Origin of the sequence: Bacillus sp. FDAARGOS_527 (assembly GCF_003812125.1) — a bacterium.
In the GTDB taxonomy this organism is placed as follows: Bacteria; Bacillota; Bacilli; order Bacillales; family Bacillaceae_G; genus Bacillus_A; species Bacillus_A paranthracis.
In genome coordinates this window covers 2,963,161-2,979,104 of sequence record NZ_CP033795.1, presented here as the reverse complement: position 1 = coordinate 2,979,104, position 15,944 = coordinate 2,963,161, and the positions used below count along the sequence as shown (strand labels likewise).

Annotated in this window: 14 protein-coding genes and 1 pseudogene; 9 read left to right on the top strand and 6 right to left on the bottom strand. The window is 36.3% G+C overall.

The features are described 5' to 3' along the window. Nucleotides 1-4: 4 nt before the first annotated feature. The 3 genes and pseudogenes from EGX95_RS17820 to EGX95_RS17810 form a co-directional block, all read right to left on the bottom strand. Nucleotides 5-683 (bottom strand): annotated as a pseudogene (locus EGX95_RS17820) (HAD family hydrolase). 22 nt (nt 684-705) lie between these two features. Beyond that, nucleotides 706-960, bottom strand: coding sequence for a YbeF family protein (locus EGX95_RS17815; RefSeq protein ID WP_001003921.1), 255 nt, complete (start codon nt 958-960; stop codon nt 706-708). A gap of 167 nt (nt 961-1,127) precedes the next feature. After that, nucleotides 1,128-2,513 (bottom strand): membrane protein, encoded by a 1,386-nt coding sequence (locus tag EGX95_RS17810; protein WP_000537900.1) that lies wholly within the window; start codon nt 2,511-2,513, stop codon nt 1,128-1,130. A 151-nt stretch (nt 2,514-2,664) separates the two neighbouring features. On the opposite strand from EGX95_RS17810, the gene EGX95_RS17805 reads away from it, so the two are divergent. Next, nucleotides 2,665-3,045 carry a YoqO family protein gene (locus EGX95_RS17805; protein WP_002028235.1) on the top strand — a complete coding sequence of 127 codons (381 nt, stop codon included), beginning with the start codon at nt 2,665-2,667 and terminating at the stop codon, nt 3,043-3,045. Between the two features lie 15 nt (nt 3,046-3,060). Further along, nucleotides 3,061-3,429, top strand: a complete 369-nt coding sequence (locus tag EGX95_RS17800) for a YoqO family protein (RefSeq protein WP_001208253.1) — start codon at nt 3,061-3,063, stop codon at nt 3,427-3,429. 32 nt (nt 3,430-3,461) lie between these two features. Here the strand turns inward: EGX95_RS17800 and EGX95_RS17795 are convergent, their stop codons facing one another. The 3 genes from EGX95_RS17795 to EGX95_RS17780 form a co-directional block, all read right to left on the bottom strand. After that, on the bottom strand, nt 3,462-3,986 hold the full coding sequence (locus EGX95_RS17795; RefSeq protein ID WP_001012019.1) for a DinB family protein: 525 nt from the start codon (nt 3,984-3,986) through the stop codon (nt 3,462-3,464). 83 nt (nt 3,987-4,069) lie between these two features. Beyond that, the gene (locus EGX95_RS17785; RefSeq protein ID WP_000172894.1) at nt 4,070-5,140 is read right to left on the bottom strand and encodes a M24 family metallopeptidase; all 1,071 of its coding nucleotides are present in this window, start codon (nt 5,138-5,140) and stop codon (nt 4,070-4,072) included. A gap of 327 nt (nt 5,141-5,467) precedes the next feature. Beyond that, the gene (locus EGX95_RS17780; protein WP_000863255.1) at nt 5,468-7,177 is read right to left on the bottom strand and encodes an Rqc2 family fibronectin-binding protein; all 1,710 of its coding nucleotides are present in this window, start codon (nt 7,175-7,177) and stop codon (nt 5,468-5,470) included. Nucleotides 7,178-7,282: 105 nt separating this feature from the next. Between EGX95_RS17780 and EGX95_RS17775 the strand changes: the two genes are divergently transcribed. From EGX95_RS17775 to priA, 7 genes are all read left to right on the top strand, one after another. Beyond that, nucleotides 7,283-10,006, top strand: coding sequence for a calcium-translocating P-type ATPase, SERCA-type (locus EGX95_RS17775; RefSeq protein ID WP_001104743.1), 2,724 nt, complete (start codon nt 7,283-7,285; stop codon nt 10,004-10,006). 100 nt (nt 10,007-10,106) lie between these two features. After that, a complete protein-coding gene (locus EGX95_RS17770; RefSeq protein ID WP_000564125.1) occupies nt 10,107-10,982 on the top strand; it encodes a YicC/YloC family endoribonuclease in 876 nt (291 codons plus the stop codon). Between the two features lie 67 nt (nt 10,983-11,049). Next, nucleotides 11,050-11,313, top strand: a complete 264-nt coding sequence (remA, locus tag EGX95_RS17765; RefSeq protein ID WP_001251458.1) for an extracellular matrix/biofilm regulator RemA — start codon at nt 11,050-11,052, stop codon at nt 11,311-11,313. Between the two features lie 13 nt (nt 11,314-11,326). Next, complete coding sequence (gene gmk / locus EGX95_RS17760; RefSeq protein WP_001257738.1) at nt 11,327-11,944, top strand: guanylate kinase; 618 nt, start codon at nt 11,327-11,329, stop codon at nt 11,942-11,944. Nucleotides 11,945-11,946: 2 nt separating this feature from the next. Continuing rightward, complete coding sequence (gene rpoZ / locus EGX95_RS17755; protein ID WP_000933970.1) at nt 11,947-12,159, top strand: DNA-directed RNA polymerase subunit omega; 213 nt, start codon at nt 11,947-11,949, stop codon at nt 12,157-12,159. Nucleotides 12,160-12,331: 172 nt separating this feature from the next. Further along, a complete protein-coding gene (coaBC, locus tag EGX95_RS17750; protein WP_000911758.1) occupies nt 12,332-13,537 on the top strand; it encodes a bifunctional phosphopantothenoylcysteine decarboxylase/phosphopantothenate--cysteine ligase CoaBC in 1,206 nt (401 codons plus the stop codon). Next, nucleotides 13,534-15,939, top strand: a complete 2,406-nt coding sequence (gene priA, locus EGX95_RS17745) for a primosomal protein N' (protein ID WP_000666726.1) — start codon at nt 13,534-13,536, stop codon at nt 15,937-15,939. Before coaBC ends, priA begins: the two co-directional genes overlap by 4 nt. The last annotated feature ends 5 nt before the right edge of the window (nt 15,940-15,944 follow it).

The window sequence follows — 15,944 nt, the reverse complement described above, 5'->3', positions numbered from 1 at the left end:
CTTTTTATATCACTGTTAAAACTTCATGTAAAGAGCATATAGTAGGAATATTGTACTTGAGTTGCGAGTTATCCCGATTTAACCATATCCCTTGCATTCCAGCTGCTGTACTACTAATTGCATCAGTCTCTAATCGATCGCCAATATAATAGCAATCTTTCATTTCAAGATTCAATTGTAATACGGCTCTGTGAAACATTTCAATGTTTGGTTTTGATACCCCAATTTCACTAGAAGTAAAAATATATTTGAAATACTGTAGAATGTTTAAGGCTGTTAATTTTTCGATTTGTTGTTCATATTCACCATTACTAATGATACCTAGTGAGTGTCCTCTTTGCTGTAAGCTTTGTAATGTATAGAGTACATCTTCAAACAGGGTCCAGTTTTTCTTATATAGTTCTATATATTGATTGAATCTATGCTGAGATTCTTTGGGTGATAGGTTTACTCCATATGTTTTAAATAAATGATACATTCGCATTAATTGTTGTTCTTGAAAAGATAATTCCCTGGATAAAAATTTGTTGAAATATTCTTCTGATAATTCATGCCAGACTTCTGTTGCCTCTAATTCATTGCCTGAAAGAAATAGTATTATATATTTGAAAAAAATCAATAATACCATTTCTTTCAGCAGCCTCATAATCAAGTAAAGTTCCATCAATATCAAAGAAAATCATATTCTTGTCTCCTTGCCAACAACTATTTAGCGTTTTCAGCAACCTCATATCCTTTCACAAACAATAGCGTCATATAAGAAACAAGAAATGAGAAGATGCTGTACATGCCAACCCAAAAGAAAAATTTTGGAGTAAAGGCGATAACACCTATTATTAAAAAACTAGCAAACGTTACAATCGGCATTACGTAATACGTTTTCGTTTTGCGTGTTCCAATAACAGATACGATAAAGATAAATAACGGACAAATTAATAAGACGAAAATCAATTCATTCATAGGTATGTCCCCTTTTCTAATTGCAGTAATCTGTTTCTTATAAACGTTTTGAAATAATTACTCTCCTAATATAATTTCGCTAAGTAATAACGAATCCCTCTTGAAAACTGACAATTCATGATGAATTTTACAAGCAAAAAACGTAAGCAAGAGAACACTTGCTTACGCTATAGAATAAACATCGCAACAATCGTGGTGACAATTAAGCCAATCATAACTGGTAAAAAGTTTCGACGTGCAAGTTCAAATGGATCGACTTTACAAATCGCAGCGGCAGGAATAAGTGCCCAAGGAATTAACGTCCCGCCCCCGGTCCATATAGCTGCAATTTGCCCGAGTGCTGTTAATGTAGCTGTTCCATGGCCAAGTGCTGTTCCGAAAAGATTGGCAATGGAACCAGCAAGTGATATACCTGAAAAACCTGATCCATCTAAGCCGGTAATGACACCAACGATAGTTAATGTCCCTGCCGATACATATTGATTTAAAGGAACAGTTTGAGATAAAGCGATGCCTAAGTCGTTAATGATTCCGTGTGAACCTTTCGGTAAATAGTCCCCGATAATTTTCACAAAGCCACTATCTCCTAAATAAAAGAGTGCAGCGATAGGAATAACTGGTCCGAAAATTTTAAAGCCAAATTGGAGCCCTTCTATAAAGTAATCGGTCGTTTTATTCAGTCCATTACCTTTGTAGGCGATGAGAGAAATGATGATAATCATAATAACAGTTGTTCCGCCGATAAGTGCAGTTGCGTCGCTTCCTTGTAGTTTAAATTGAATCATGCAAAGGATATCGATGGCATATACGATCGGAATACAAATAGCGAGCCATTTTTTTGTCCGAGTAGATAATGAAGTGAGCGTTTTAGAAGACGTAGTTGATGAAATAGACTCTTGTATAGATAAGCCTGTATGAAACTCTTTTCGTAAGAAGAAAAAAGCGACGGAAGTTGTCACAATGCCCATAACAATTACGAGAGGAACACTGGCAGAAACAACGCTAGAAACAGGAAGACCAGCAGCGTCCGCGGTTAATTTTGGTGCGCCTTGTATAACGAAGTCGCCGGATAAAGCAATCCCATGACCGAATAAGTTCATAGCAATTGCCACTCCAATTGGCGGAAGGCCGACACGTACAGCAACCGGTAATAAAATAGCTCCCATTAAGGCAACAGCTGGAGAAGGCCAAAAGAAGAAAGAAATTGTCATCATCAAAAGACCGATAATCCAGTAGGCGAGGGTAGGGGTACGAATCATCTTTGTAAATGGTGAAATCATTGTATCATTTATGCCAGTATGAACGAGTAAATTGCTCATGGATACGATAATGGAAATGATTAATATAGTTGGTAATAGCTCAGTAATAGCGTAAATAAAACTTTGAAAAATGCCGCTAACGGCAAGAGGGATAGAACTTGTAGCAGTTAATGCTAATAAAAAGATGAAAACGATACAAATAATCGTCGTATCCTTTCGGAAAATAAAAAAGGTAATAATGGTGAGTAAACAAATAACATAGAGAGCGTGTAATAGCGTTAATTCAACTCCCATAACATTCACATCCTTAGGCAATCGTGTAGTTTATTGTATGAAAGTAGGGAAAGTATGTGAGTATAAGAAACAGAAAAAAGGTAAAATTTCATGTACTGTAATGGTAAGAATAAAAAATGGATGTTAAAATACAATTAATCCTAAAAATGGAATGAAAGGAGGGCTTATGCGCAAAATAATTGGGTTTTGGGGCTTTATCCTCTCTTGTAGTCTATTAAGCATTTTAAATTTGTTTACAAGCAATGAATGGATCAGTATTATACCTGTTTTTGGGTTTGTACTTATACTTTTATATAACTGGGATGATATGAAACAATATAGCAAGAAAAGTATTGGAATTATGATAGGTATCATCGTTGTTTGTTCATTATTCGTAGGAGTTATTTTAATAGAGGGTCAGAAACAAATGGAGAAAATGTCTATTTTTCAAGAATGGATGTCGTCTGCAAAAAGTCTTTATATTGTAATTGTAGTAGTTATTTTTCTAAGAATTGTTATAAGCATAGCAAGTTACATATTAAAGGAGAAGTAGAATGGGGGAGTACGAATGAGAGAGAAAATAGGATATTATGGTGTGCTCGTTTGTTTACTATTATCAGTTATTTCAGGGCAATTTTTTAAAAGTGAATGGGTACCAGTTATATTATGTATAGGAGTATTGATTTTTGCTCCTATGTATCGCTGGGATGAGTGGAAAGCATATAGCCGAAAAAAGAAAATTGTATTCAGTATTGAGTTTGTCATGATAATTAGTACGATTCCGTTTTTGTTACTGAAGGGAAATGAGATAATAGATGGAATTGTAATGTTTCAAGGGTGGTTATTTATTGCGAAATTGCTATATTTAATTTGCATTTTAATGTTGGTAGCGGTAGTCACTAAAACAGTAAATGAAAAGCTATTCGTTAATGAATAGAAGAAAGTGCCACCTTATCTGGTGGCACTTTCTTACTTTATTGAATGAGCTTTCTGCATCTTCTTAATTAAACGAATTTGTCCGCGATGATTGATTTCATCTTCAAATACGTGAAACCATTTAAAATAGTTATTTGCTTGTTTGTCATACCAAAAGTCTGTCGTTTTAAACAGCCATTCATCAGGTAACGATTGGAATGTTTCAATTGTTTTGGAACGTACTTCTTGTAATGTATCAATATAAAATTCTATAGAGTTTCCTTTTATTTTCTCACGTCCAAGAGCTTCTAACTCGAGGCCAGGTAACCATCTTTCTAGTTCGGCCTCCGTTGGTTCGCGGTCTTCAAAAGTATGAATCTGGTAGTAAAATTCAACAGCAGCCATGTGATATAATAGCATGCCGATTGAATTTGCTTCCTCGTTATATAAATAATCAAGTTCTTCCATTGTTAAATCTTCCACCGCTTGCATTGTTGTATAGCGAGCGTAATTCATCATGGAAACTAGTTTGGAAAATTCAGGATGTAAACCATCTATTTTATCGATTACAAAGTTCAATTACAATTCCCCCTCTTGAAACGAATACTCCAGAGAAGGAATTCTATGTGCAGAGAAAAAATCCTGTTGAAAATTTCAAAATATTAACAAGGGATTACAATTAGTTCTCTATTTGATTTTGTAATAACTTCATATCCGTCTTTTGTAATGACAATATCATCTTCAATTCTACAACCGCCCCAGTTCGGTATGTAAATACCTGGTTCAACTGTAACGACCATACCCTCTTCTAAAGTAGCCTTACTTTCTTGGGATAGGCGGAGAGGTTCATGAATTTCTAATCCAAGACCATGACCAGTAGAATGTCCAAAATATTGACCGTATCCATGCTCAGTAATGTAGTTTCTCGTTATATCATCGATACGTTTTGCAGTTTCTCCAGGCTTAATCGCTTCAGTCCCGCGTTTTAATGCTTCAAGTACAATATTGTATATCTTTTTGAATTCTTCTGATGGTTCCCCGATTACTACAGTACGTGTTATATCGGAACAATATCCGTCGTAAAGTGCACCGAAATCTAATGTAACGATGTCGCCTCGTTCAATTATTTTATTTGATGCAACTCCATGTGGAAGGGAAGAACGAACACCAGAAGCTACAATAATTTGAAATGATGAAGATGCAGCACCTTTTTTTCGCATGAAAAATTCTAATTCATCTCGTACAGTATTTTCACTTATTCCTGGTTTTAGAAACGTAAGAATGTGGTGAAATGCTTCGTCCGCAATATTAGCTGCAATTTTCATTGTTTCTATTTCAGGCGTGTCTTTAATGATACGAATATTTTCGATAATTTCGCACACTTGAATCATTTCCGCCTGTACGTACTTTTGCAAGTTTTTATATTGTTGCAATGTCATGTTGTTTTCTTCAATTCCGAGTTTTTGAATGTTTAATTTTGATACTTGATTTGCAACTTCTTCCTCTAAATTTCCTTTATGCATAATAATTTCAGCATCTTTTATTTGTGATTTTGCTTGATCTACATAGCGGAAATCTGTTATAAAAACAGCTTTATCCGCAGAGATTAAGACGGCGCCAGCACTACCTGTAAAGCCTGTTGCATATTGGCGGTTTTCTTTTTTTGTAATAAGTAACCCGTCAATTTCATAGTTTTGTAGTTGGTTTTGGATTTTATTCATTTTTAAAGTCATGTTAATTCCTCCTATTCACAGTATTGAATAAAGCAAATAGCGTGCCAAAATGTATATTTGAAGAAAGGATAAGAACTACATATATTTAAGTTGAAGTGAAAAAATAGCTAGCCACTTGTAGGAGACAGGTCATTTATAAATAATTGGTAGGGATGAAGAAACATTGATTTGAGTCGTGCTTTATATACATACTGTAAAAAAATTTATACAGGTATGGAATAACACTGTCAATCTTTTTGACAATATATAAAATGACAAAAGAAAGATATTACGAACTAATGGAAAAGAATAAAAAATGCGCTGCTTATAAGCAACGCATTTTTTTATTTAAGCTTTTAATTTCATTACAGTATCAGCATCGGGTGTTACATAAACAGTTTGCTGATTGTCGTACGTAACAAAACCAAGTTTTGCACCACTCGGTTTTTTCACATGGCGTATTTTGGTGAAATCAACAGGTACAGAGCTAGACTCTTTTGCTTTACTGTAATAAGCAGCAATTTTGGCAGCTTCTAGTAAAGTTTCTTCAGCAGGTTCTAAAGAACGAATGACAACGTGAGAACCAGGTATGTCTTTCGTATGTAACCAAATTTCATCACGGCGGGCAAATTTCGTTGTTAAATAATCATTTTGTTTATTGTTTTTACCGACGAAAATCTCTGTGCCATCACTTGCTACATATTTATCTAATACTGGTTTAGTAGGCTTTTTCTTTCCGTTTTTCGTTTTACGATTGCGCATATAACCTTCTTCAGCTAATTCCTCACGAATTTCTTCAATATCTTTTGAAGAAGCAGCTTCCATTTGTTGAAGTAAGCTATCGAAATAAAGAATTTCTTCCTTTGTTTTTTCGATTTGTTCTTCTACAACAACAACTGAATTTTTCGCTTTTTGGTACTTTTGGAAATAGCGTTGTGCATTTTCAGATGGCGTTTTTAAAGGATCTAATGCGATCTTTACAGTTCCACCACTTTCATCATAATAGTTAACGACTTCAATATCTTTATCGCCTTTTTTCAAAGCGTACATATTGGCTGTAAGTAGTTCTCCAAATAGTTGATATTTATCTGCTTTTCCAGCATCTTGTAATGTTTTTTCTAGTTTAATGAGTTTTTTCTCATTTTTATTTTTTTCGTTTTGCATAAAGCGCTCTAAATCATGAGCTTGTTGTTTTACACGGTCACGCTCTGCTTTTCCAAAAAAGAAACGGTCTAGCAATTCACTAACAGATGAGAATGTCTTGTCTTCTCCAGCTAAGTGCGCAAGAGGGAAAAGATAAAAGAATTCTTTCCCATTTGAAGTAGTCATTGTTGGTGAATATGTATGAGTTAATAATGGTTTTTGTATGGAGAAAAATGCGTCAGCTAATGCTTTTTCATTTACCATACCTGCTTTTTTCACTACTTCTTTTGCGAATAACGGTGATATTCCGGTAAAGGTTCCGACTAGCTGTTTATCCATGTTTCCAGATAGAAAGTCTAGCGGTCTAATAAATTCATCATTTGTTTCGATCTGAAGTGGGTTAATTTTATGTTGTGCTGGTGGTGCAATATATTCAGCTCCAGCGTATACAGTTCGATGTCGGTTTACTGCTAAGGAAACGTGTTTTAAGCTATCTAAAATATTGTTTGTTTTTGTGTCTACTAAAATGATGTTACTATGTCGTCCCATAATTTCAATTACTAATGTTTTTAGCGATTCATCACCAATTTCATTTCTGCTACGAACGGTAATTTGAATAATACGCTCTAAATCAATTTGTTCAATTTTTTCAATGAATCCACCTTCTAAATGCTTACGAAGAAGCATACAGAACATTGGCGGAAGTGCAGGTGAATCATAATTTTGATTTGTTAAGTGTAAACGTGCATATGTCGGATGAGCGGAAAGAATCAGTTTTTGATTTTTTCCGTTTGCTCGAATATGTAATAAAATCTCGTATTTTGAAGGTTGATATATTTTTGAAATTCTTCCCGTGTAAAGAGAATTTGCAATTTCATGTGTAATCGCTCTTGTAAATAATCCATCGAATGCCATAAATGAACACTCCTTTCTAACTAAAAGTTAATTATAGCATTTTTTTGGACGAGGCTGAATAAGCTTTCAATAGAGTATGTCTGGAATCAGGAGGTCGATAGCAGGATGAACTGGTATGGAATGCGTGCACATGAAGTGGAAGAAAGAACGAATACGAATGTGAAGGTTGGACTTACAGAGAAAGAAGCAGAAGGGCGAATAAAAAAATTTGGTACAAATGAACTAGATGAAGCAAAGAGGCCTTCTGCACTAATGGTATTTTTGGCACAATTTAAAGATTTTATGGTGCTTGTTTTGTTTGGTGCAACAATCGTTTCGGCTTTTTTAGGGGAATACATTGATTCTATTGCGATTGTGGCAATTGTTATTATCAATGGTATTCTCGGATTTTTTCAAGAAAGAAAGGCTGAAAAGTCCTTGGAAGCTTTAAAAGAGCTAGCCGCCCCACAAGTAACTGTACTGCGAAATGGAAAGTGGATAAAGGCACCGTCTAAAGCACTCGTTTTAGGTGATGTTATTAAATTTTCTAGTGGCGATCGTATTGGAGCTGATGTACGTCTTGTTGAGGCGTCGAGTTTATATATTGAAGAATCAGCTTTAACAGGAGAGTCAGTTCCAGTGCAGAAGAAAGTAGAAGCGTTGCAAGGGCAAGATGTTTCAATTGGTGATCAAAAAAATATGGCTTTTATGGGTACGATGATTACACGAGGGTCTGGAACAGGAGTCGTTGTAGCAACGGGTATGAATACAGCGATGGGCCAAATTGCAAATATGTTGCAAAATGCAGAGCAAATGGAAACACCATTGCAAAGAAGATTAGAGCAACTTGGAAAAATATTAATTATTGTAGCTCTTATTTTGACAGCGCTTGTCGTGTTAGCTGGTGTGTATCAAGGGAATGAAGTATATCATATGTTTTTAGCTGGCGTGTCGCTAGCTGTTGCTGCTATTCCAGAAGGGTTACCAGCAATCGTTACAGTAGCTTTATCGCTTGGTGTACAGCGTATGATAAAAAAGAGAGCAATTGTAAGGAAGTTACCAGCAGTAGAAACGTTAGGCTGTGCTTCTGTCATATGCTCTGATAAAACAGGAACGATGACGCAAAACAAAATGATGGTAACACATATGTGGTCAGGTGGAGAATTGTGGAAAGTGACAGGCCAAGGGTATGAACCTAATGGCTCTTTTATGAAAGGTGAAAAAGAAGTGAATCCAGCTAAGACGAAATCACTTTATCAACTACTTACATTTGGTTCGCTATGTAATAACGCAAATATTATTCAAAAGAAAAAGGCGTATGTATTAGATGGAGATCCAACTGAGGGGGCGCTTGTAGCTGCAGCAATGAAAGCGGGGATAACGCGTGAGGCGCTGAAAGGGAAATTTGAAATTATTCGTGAATTTCCGTTTGATTCAACTCGAAAAATGATGAGTGTTATTGTACGAGATCGAGAGGGGAAAAAGTTTGTCGTTACGAAGGGAGCACCAGATGTCCTTCTGCAAATGAGTCAAACGATTTTATGGGGGGATAAGCAGCAACCATTAAGTGAGTTGTATAGAAAAGAAGTACAGGCGGCTATTCATAGCTTAGGTAGTCAAGCACTTCGAACAATTGCAGTTGCTTTTAAGCCTTTAAAAGTAACAGACTCAATTGAACATGAAAGAGACGTTGAAAAAGATTTTATGTTAGTTGGAATACAAGGAATGATTGATCCGCCAAGACCAGAAGTAGAGCAGGCAGTAAAAGAGTGCAGAGAAGCTGGTATTCGAACAGTGATGATTACAGGTGATCATAAAGTGACTGCAATGGCGATTGCAGAACAATTAAGCATTTTACCACCAGGTGGACGCGTTGTTGAAGGGGTAGAACTCGCAACTATGGATGTAGAAGAATTAGAAAATGTTGTAGAAGATACGTATGTATTTGCTCGTGTATCACCAGAACATAAATTAAAAATTGTTAAGGCGTTGCAAAATAAAGGACATATAGTGGCGATGACAGGTGATGGAGTAAACGATGCTCCAGCTATAAAAACTGCGGATATTGGGATAGCGATGGGAATTACAGGGACAGATGTTGCGAAAGAAGCTTCTTCTCTTGTATTGCTGGACGATAATTTCGCTACGATAAAATCAGCAATTAAAGAAGGTAGAAATATATACGAGAACATACGTAAGTTTATTCGTTATTTATTAGCATCGAACGTTGGAGAAATTTTGGTCATGTTATTTGCCATGTTACTTGCACTACCGCTGCCGATGGTTCCAATTCAAATTTTATGGGTGAATTTAGTTACTGACGGTTTACCGGCGATGGCGTTAGGTTTGGATAAGGCCGAGGGAGACGTGATGAAGAGAACGCCGCGTCATCCGAAAGAAGGGGTATTTGCTAGAGGGCTTGCCTGGAAAATTATAAGTCGTGGCTTTCTAATTGGGGCAGTGACGCTAGTAGCATTTATTATTGCGTATAATCAACATCCAAATGAACTGAAATATGCACAAACTGTAGCGTTTGCAACATTGGTACTTGCTCAGCTGATTCATGTATTTGATTGCCGAAGTGAGCATTCTGTTTTCCACCGTAATCCGTTTGGAAATGTGTATTTAGTAGGAGCGGTTATCATTTCATTACTACTCATGCTAGTCGTTATATATTATCCACCGTTACAACCGATTTTTAGCACGATGCCAATACAAGCGAGAGATTGGTTGTTAATTGGAGGTTTATCGTCAATTCCGACCTTCTTATTAGTAGGCTCTTTATTAACAGGGAAAAAGGGGAAGAAGGAAAAGCCAATATTATATAAGAAGGGATTAAACTTGAAATAGTCAATGATATGAAAATGTGATATAATTTACAGAAGGTAGTAGAGCCTTGTCTCTATTACCTTTTTCATTGAGTTATTTCATGGCTTGGATGTGATAAAAAATGATTTGTAGTATGACAGGGTTTGGAAGATCGAAAGTAGAGAGTGATACTTTTCAAATTACAGTAGAAATGAAATCGGTGAACCACCGTTTTCTAGAGATGAGTATTCGACTACCGAAGCAAATGACGGTATTTGAAGACAAAATTCGTAAAATAATTGCACAGCAAGTTCGCCGTGGACGTATTGAAGTGTCTATTAGTATAGCGGGTGAAGGGCTTGTTGAAAGAAAATTAAGTGTGAATTGGTCGCTTCTTGAGCAGTACCAATCGATTATGGAAGATATAAAAGGAAAATTTCAATTACAAGATTCTATTACACTCGAGCAATTAATGGCAATGCCAGAAGTAACAGCGATTGAAGAGGTAGAAAACGTAAATGAACAATTTGAGAACAGTTTATATGAGGCTGTTCGCCAAGCTGCTCATATGTTAAAAACGATGAGAGATGGCGAAGGAGAACGATTACATAAAGATATAGCGTATCGCTTACAAGAGATTCATAATTGTGTAAATGCTATTATTCCGCATGCACCAATTGTTACACAAAAATATCGTGAAAGATTAGAAAATCGCTTAAAGGAATTACATAATCAAGATCTAGATGAACAAAGATTGCTAACAGAAGTTGCAATCTTTGCTGAGCGTTGTGATATTCACGAAGAGTTAGTTCGTTTGCAAAGTCATTTAGAACAATTCCGTGAAACACTGCAGATTGAAGAGCCTGTTGGAAGGAAAATGGATTTCATCGTGCAAGAGATGCATAGAGAAATTAATACGATTGGTTCTAAGGCAAATGACTTAACAATTTCAAAATATGTTGTAGAAATGAAAAATAACCTTGAAAAAATTCGTGAACAAGTACAAAATATTGAGTAGCTTTCAAAAAATATATAAAGTTATACGTGGTGGAGAAATCGGATAGACTTACTAGGAGGCGCAAACTATGGCCATGCGGTTTTTAAATATTGGATACGGAAATATTGTATCTGCTCATCGAATTATTGCTATTGTAAGTCCGGAGTCAGCTCCTATTAAACGAACAGTACAGGAAGCACGCGAACATAATGCTTTGCTTGATGCTACGTATGGGAGAAAAACAAGGGCGGTTATTGTTATGGATGATGGGCATGTTGTATTAAGTCCAATTCAGCCAGAGACGATTGCACATCGTTTGAATAATAAAGAAGAGTTAAGTGAGGAAGGGTAGGTTTTACATATTTATGAGAAGTAGAAGAGGATTGCTCATCGTTCTTTCAGGACCTTCTGGGGTTGGTAAAGGAACGGTTCGAAAAGAGCTGTTTAGTCATGAGGATACACGTTTTCAGTACTCCATTTCAGTAACGACACGTAAGCCACGTGAAGGTGAAGTGGATGGTGTGGATTATTTCTTTAAAGAGAGAGAAGAATTTGAGGAAATGATTCGTAATGAAAAATTACTTGAGTGGGCTGAGTTCGTAGGTAATTATTACGGAACACCAATTGACTATGTTGAAAAAACATTACAAGAAGGAAAAGATGTATTCTTAGAAATTGAAGTGCAAGGAGCAATTCAAGTTAAGAAAGCTTTCCCAGAAGGTGTATTTATTTTCTTAGCACCTCCAAGTTTATCTGAACTAAAGAACCGAATTGTCGGTCGTGGTACAGAAACTGAAGATGTTATTGAAAATCGTTTAACGGTAGCGAAAGAAGAAATTGATATGATGGACGCTTACGACTACGTTGTAGAAAACGACCAAGTTGAACTAGCTTGTGAAAGAATTAAAGCAATTGTGGTTGGCGAACATTGCCGCCGCGAAAGAGTAGCAAAATATTATAAAGAAATGACGGAGGGTCTATAATTATGTTAAATCCATCAATTGATTCATTATTAACAAAAATCGATTCTAAATATACACTTGTAACAGTGGCTGCAAAACGTGCGCGCGAAATGCAACTTGCTAATAACTGTGTTGTAGAAAAACCAGTTTCTCATAAATGTGTAGGTAAAGCATTAGAAGAAATCGATATGGAAGCGTTAAGCTACGTACCAAGTGAAGATAAAGTAACTGAATAAGACTTTGTCTTCGACAATTTAAAACATAGACTTTATAATTTTCTATGTAACGGTAACAACCTATTTACAAGTAGGTTGTTATTTTTTTACGGTAGGGAAGAAATATTGATACTGATGAGCTGATAATCTTGTTTCAGTATTATAAGTTTGAAAAAGAAAGAGGACGAGCCATATGCTAAAAGGGAAAAAGATACTTTTATGTGTAACAGGAGGCATTGCGGTCTTTAAAGCGGCTGCGTTAACGAGTAAATTGACACAATCTGGTGCTATTGTAAAAGTAATGATGAGTGAGTCGGCAATGAAATTTGTTACACCTCTTACATTCCAAGCGCTTTCTCGCCATGATGTATATACGGATACATTCGATGAGAAAGACTCAGCTGTTATTGCTCATATCGATTTAGCAGATTGGGCAGATGTTGTACTTGTTGCACCTGCTACAGCCAATTGTATTGGAAAGTTAGCTAACGGTATTGCAGATGATATGATTACAACTACTTTGTTAGCTACTACAGCCCCAGTGTGGATTGCACCTGCTATGAATGTGCATATGTATGAAAATAAAATTGTTCAAAAAAATATGATGACGTTAAAAACGTTAGGATATACATTTATTGAGCCTGGCGAAGGTTTTTTAGCGTGTGGTTATGTAGCGAAAGGAAGATTAGAAGAACCTGAAGCGATTATCGCACGGTTAGAAGAGGCTTTTTCAGAACAAAAACCATTGTATGGAAAAAGAATATTAATAACTGCTGGTCCAACACGTGAAAAGATTGATCCAGTTCGTTTTATGACCAATTTTTCTTCTGGAAAAATGGGATACGCGATTGCGGAAGTGGCAGCGAACTTAGGCGCTGATGTTATACTCGTTTCGGGACCGACAGCATTACATCCACCATTACATGTAACTACGGTGCAAGTGGAATCTGCACAAGATATGTTAGAGGCGGTTATTCAACATTATGAAGACGTGGATGTTGTTATTAAAACAGCAGCAGTTGCAGATTATCGCCCGAAATATGTTCATGATAATAAAATGAAAAAGAAAAATGGCGATGCTGTAATTGAACTTGAGAGAACAGTAGATATTTTAAAAACGTTAGGTGAGATGAAAGACAAACAGTTACTTATCGGTTTTGCGGCTGAAACGACAAACGTAGAGGAATATGCAACGAAAAAATTACGTGAGAAAAATGCGAATATGATTGTTGCAAACGACGTAAAGGCGCAAGGAGCTGGATTTGGTACAGATACGAACATTGTAACAATGTATAGAAAAGATGGAGAAGTTATAGAGTTGCCACTTTTAACGAAGAAAGAGGTTGCTCGTGAAATATTAAAGCAAATTGAAATGATGTTAGAAGATGATCGTCTATGAAATTTGCAAGTGTAATTGTTGATGTACCTGCACGTCAGACAGATCGACCATTTGATTATATTATCCCTAAAAAATGGGAAGATATTGTCCAGACAGGCATGCGTGTAGTAGTTCCGTTTGGCCCAAGGAAATTGCAAGGTTTTATTATTGGGATTAAAGATTCGGTTGAAGTAGAAAGTAAGAAGTTAAAGACAATTCATGAAATTTTAGATGTAACACCCGTTTTAAATGAAGAGTTGTTAAAGCTAGGGTATTGGCTTACAAGTGAAACGTTATGTTATATGATTTCAGCTTTTCAAGTTATGCTTCCAACGGCGATAAAAGCAACATATAAAAAACGTCTACAACTTCGTAAACAAGAAGAAGTAGCACCTGAACTACTGTTTTTATTTCAGGACAAAGAAGCGATAGATTGGGAAGCGATTGAGACGCAGCCACAGCTATATCGCACGATTCAACAAGAAATTAAACATGGTACGATTGAAGTTGTTTATCAAGTAAAAGATAAAGTACAAAAGAAGAAACAAAGAGTCGTTCAACCGGAGTTGCCAGAAGATAAATTAGAATTAGCAGCATTTGAACTGAAAAGTAAAAAACAACAAGATGTCCTCTATTATTTTGTGGAAAATTATAAAAGTGTACCGTTGAAAGTAATAACAGAAGAGTTACAAATAACAGATGCTCCAATTAAAGCACTTGTTAAAAAGGGACTACTCTCAGAAAAGTATGTGGAAGTGTACCGAAATCCGTATGACGATGACGATTTTGAACAAACGAAACCATTCCCACTTACTGAGGAACAAAAGCAAGTTATTACACCGATTTTATCATCAATTACAAATGAAACTTACAATCCATTTTTACTATATGGTGTTACAGGAAGCGGAAAAACAGAAGTATATTTACAATCTATAGCAGCGGTGCTCGAGAAAGGAAAAGAAGCTATTGTACTTGTTCCTGAAATTGCACTAACGCCTCAGATGGTAGATCGTTTTAAAGGTAGATTTGGCTCACAAGTTGCAGTTCTTCATAGTGCGCTGTCTGTTGGAGAAAAATATGATGAATGGCGTAAGATTTTAAGAAAAGAAGTGAAAGTCGTAGTTGGTGCACGTTCAGCTGTATTTGCTCCTTTTGAAAATTTAGGGATTATTATCATTGATGAGGAACATGAATCGAGCTACAAGCAAGAAGATAATCCGAGGTATCATGCAAGGGATGTAGCTGTGTGGAGAGGACAATATCATAAATGCCCTATCGTTCTTGGTAGTGCAACACCGACGCTTGAATCGTTTGCAAGAGCGAAAAAAGGTGTGTATGAATTACTGACGATGGAAAAACGTATGAACGAACAAGCTTTACCGACAGTAGAGATTGTTGATATGCGTGAAGAACTTCGTGACGGGAATCGCTCCATGTTTTCAAAGGCACTGCATGAAAAAATAGCAGATCGGTTAGAAAAGAAAGAACAAATGGTGCTCTTTTTAAATAGAAGAGGTCATTCTACATTTGTTATGTGCCGTGATTGCGGGTACGTTGTACAATGTCCGCATTGTGATATCTCGCTGACATATCATAAAATGAATCATCGTTTAAAATGCCATTATTGCAGTTACGAAGAAAATATGCCGACTGCGTGTCCTGCTTGTCAAAGTACATACATTCGTTTCTTTGGTACAGGTACGCAAAAGGTAGAAGAAGAAATTACAAAACTATTTCCAGAGGCACGAGTCATTCGAATGGATGTAGATACGACGAGTCGTAAAGGAATGCATGAGAAATTATTAAAGGCGTTCGGGGAAGAAAAAGCAGATATATTACTTGGAACACAAATGATTGCAAAAGGGTTAGATTTTCCGAAAGTAACGCTTGTTGGTGTTTTAACTGCTGATACGATGCTTCATTTACCTGATTTCCGGGCGAGTGAAAAGACTTATCAGTTATTGACGCAAGTAAGTGGACGAGCAGGCCGACATGAATTGCCAGGGGAAGTTATAATTCAAACGTATACGCCAGAACATTATAGTATAGAGTTAGCAAAGAACCAACAATATGATGTGTTTTTTGATCAAGAAATGCAAATGAGGCGAACGAGACAATACCCACCTTATTACTATGTTGTACTTGTGACGGTATCTCATCCGGAATTATTAAAGGCAGTACAAGTGACGGAAAAAATTGCCTTGTATTTACGGACGCATTGTTCGCAGCAAACGATGGTGTTAGGACCGGTTGCTTCAGCAATTCCAAGGATAAAAGATAGATATCGTTATCAATGCATGATAAAATACAAACGGGAACCAAACTTAAAGAACGTGCTCAAAATGGTAAATGAACATTATCAAGCAGAAATGCAAAAAGAGCTACAAATCTCAATTGATTTTAATCCAACAATGTTAATGTAGCGGAG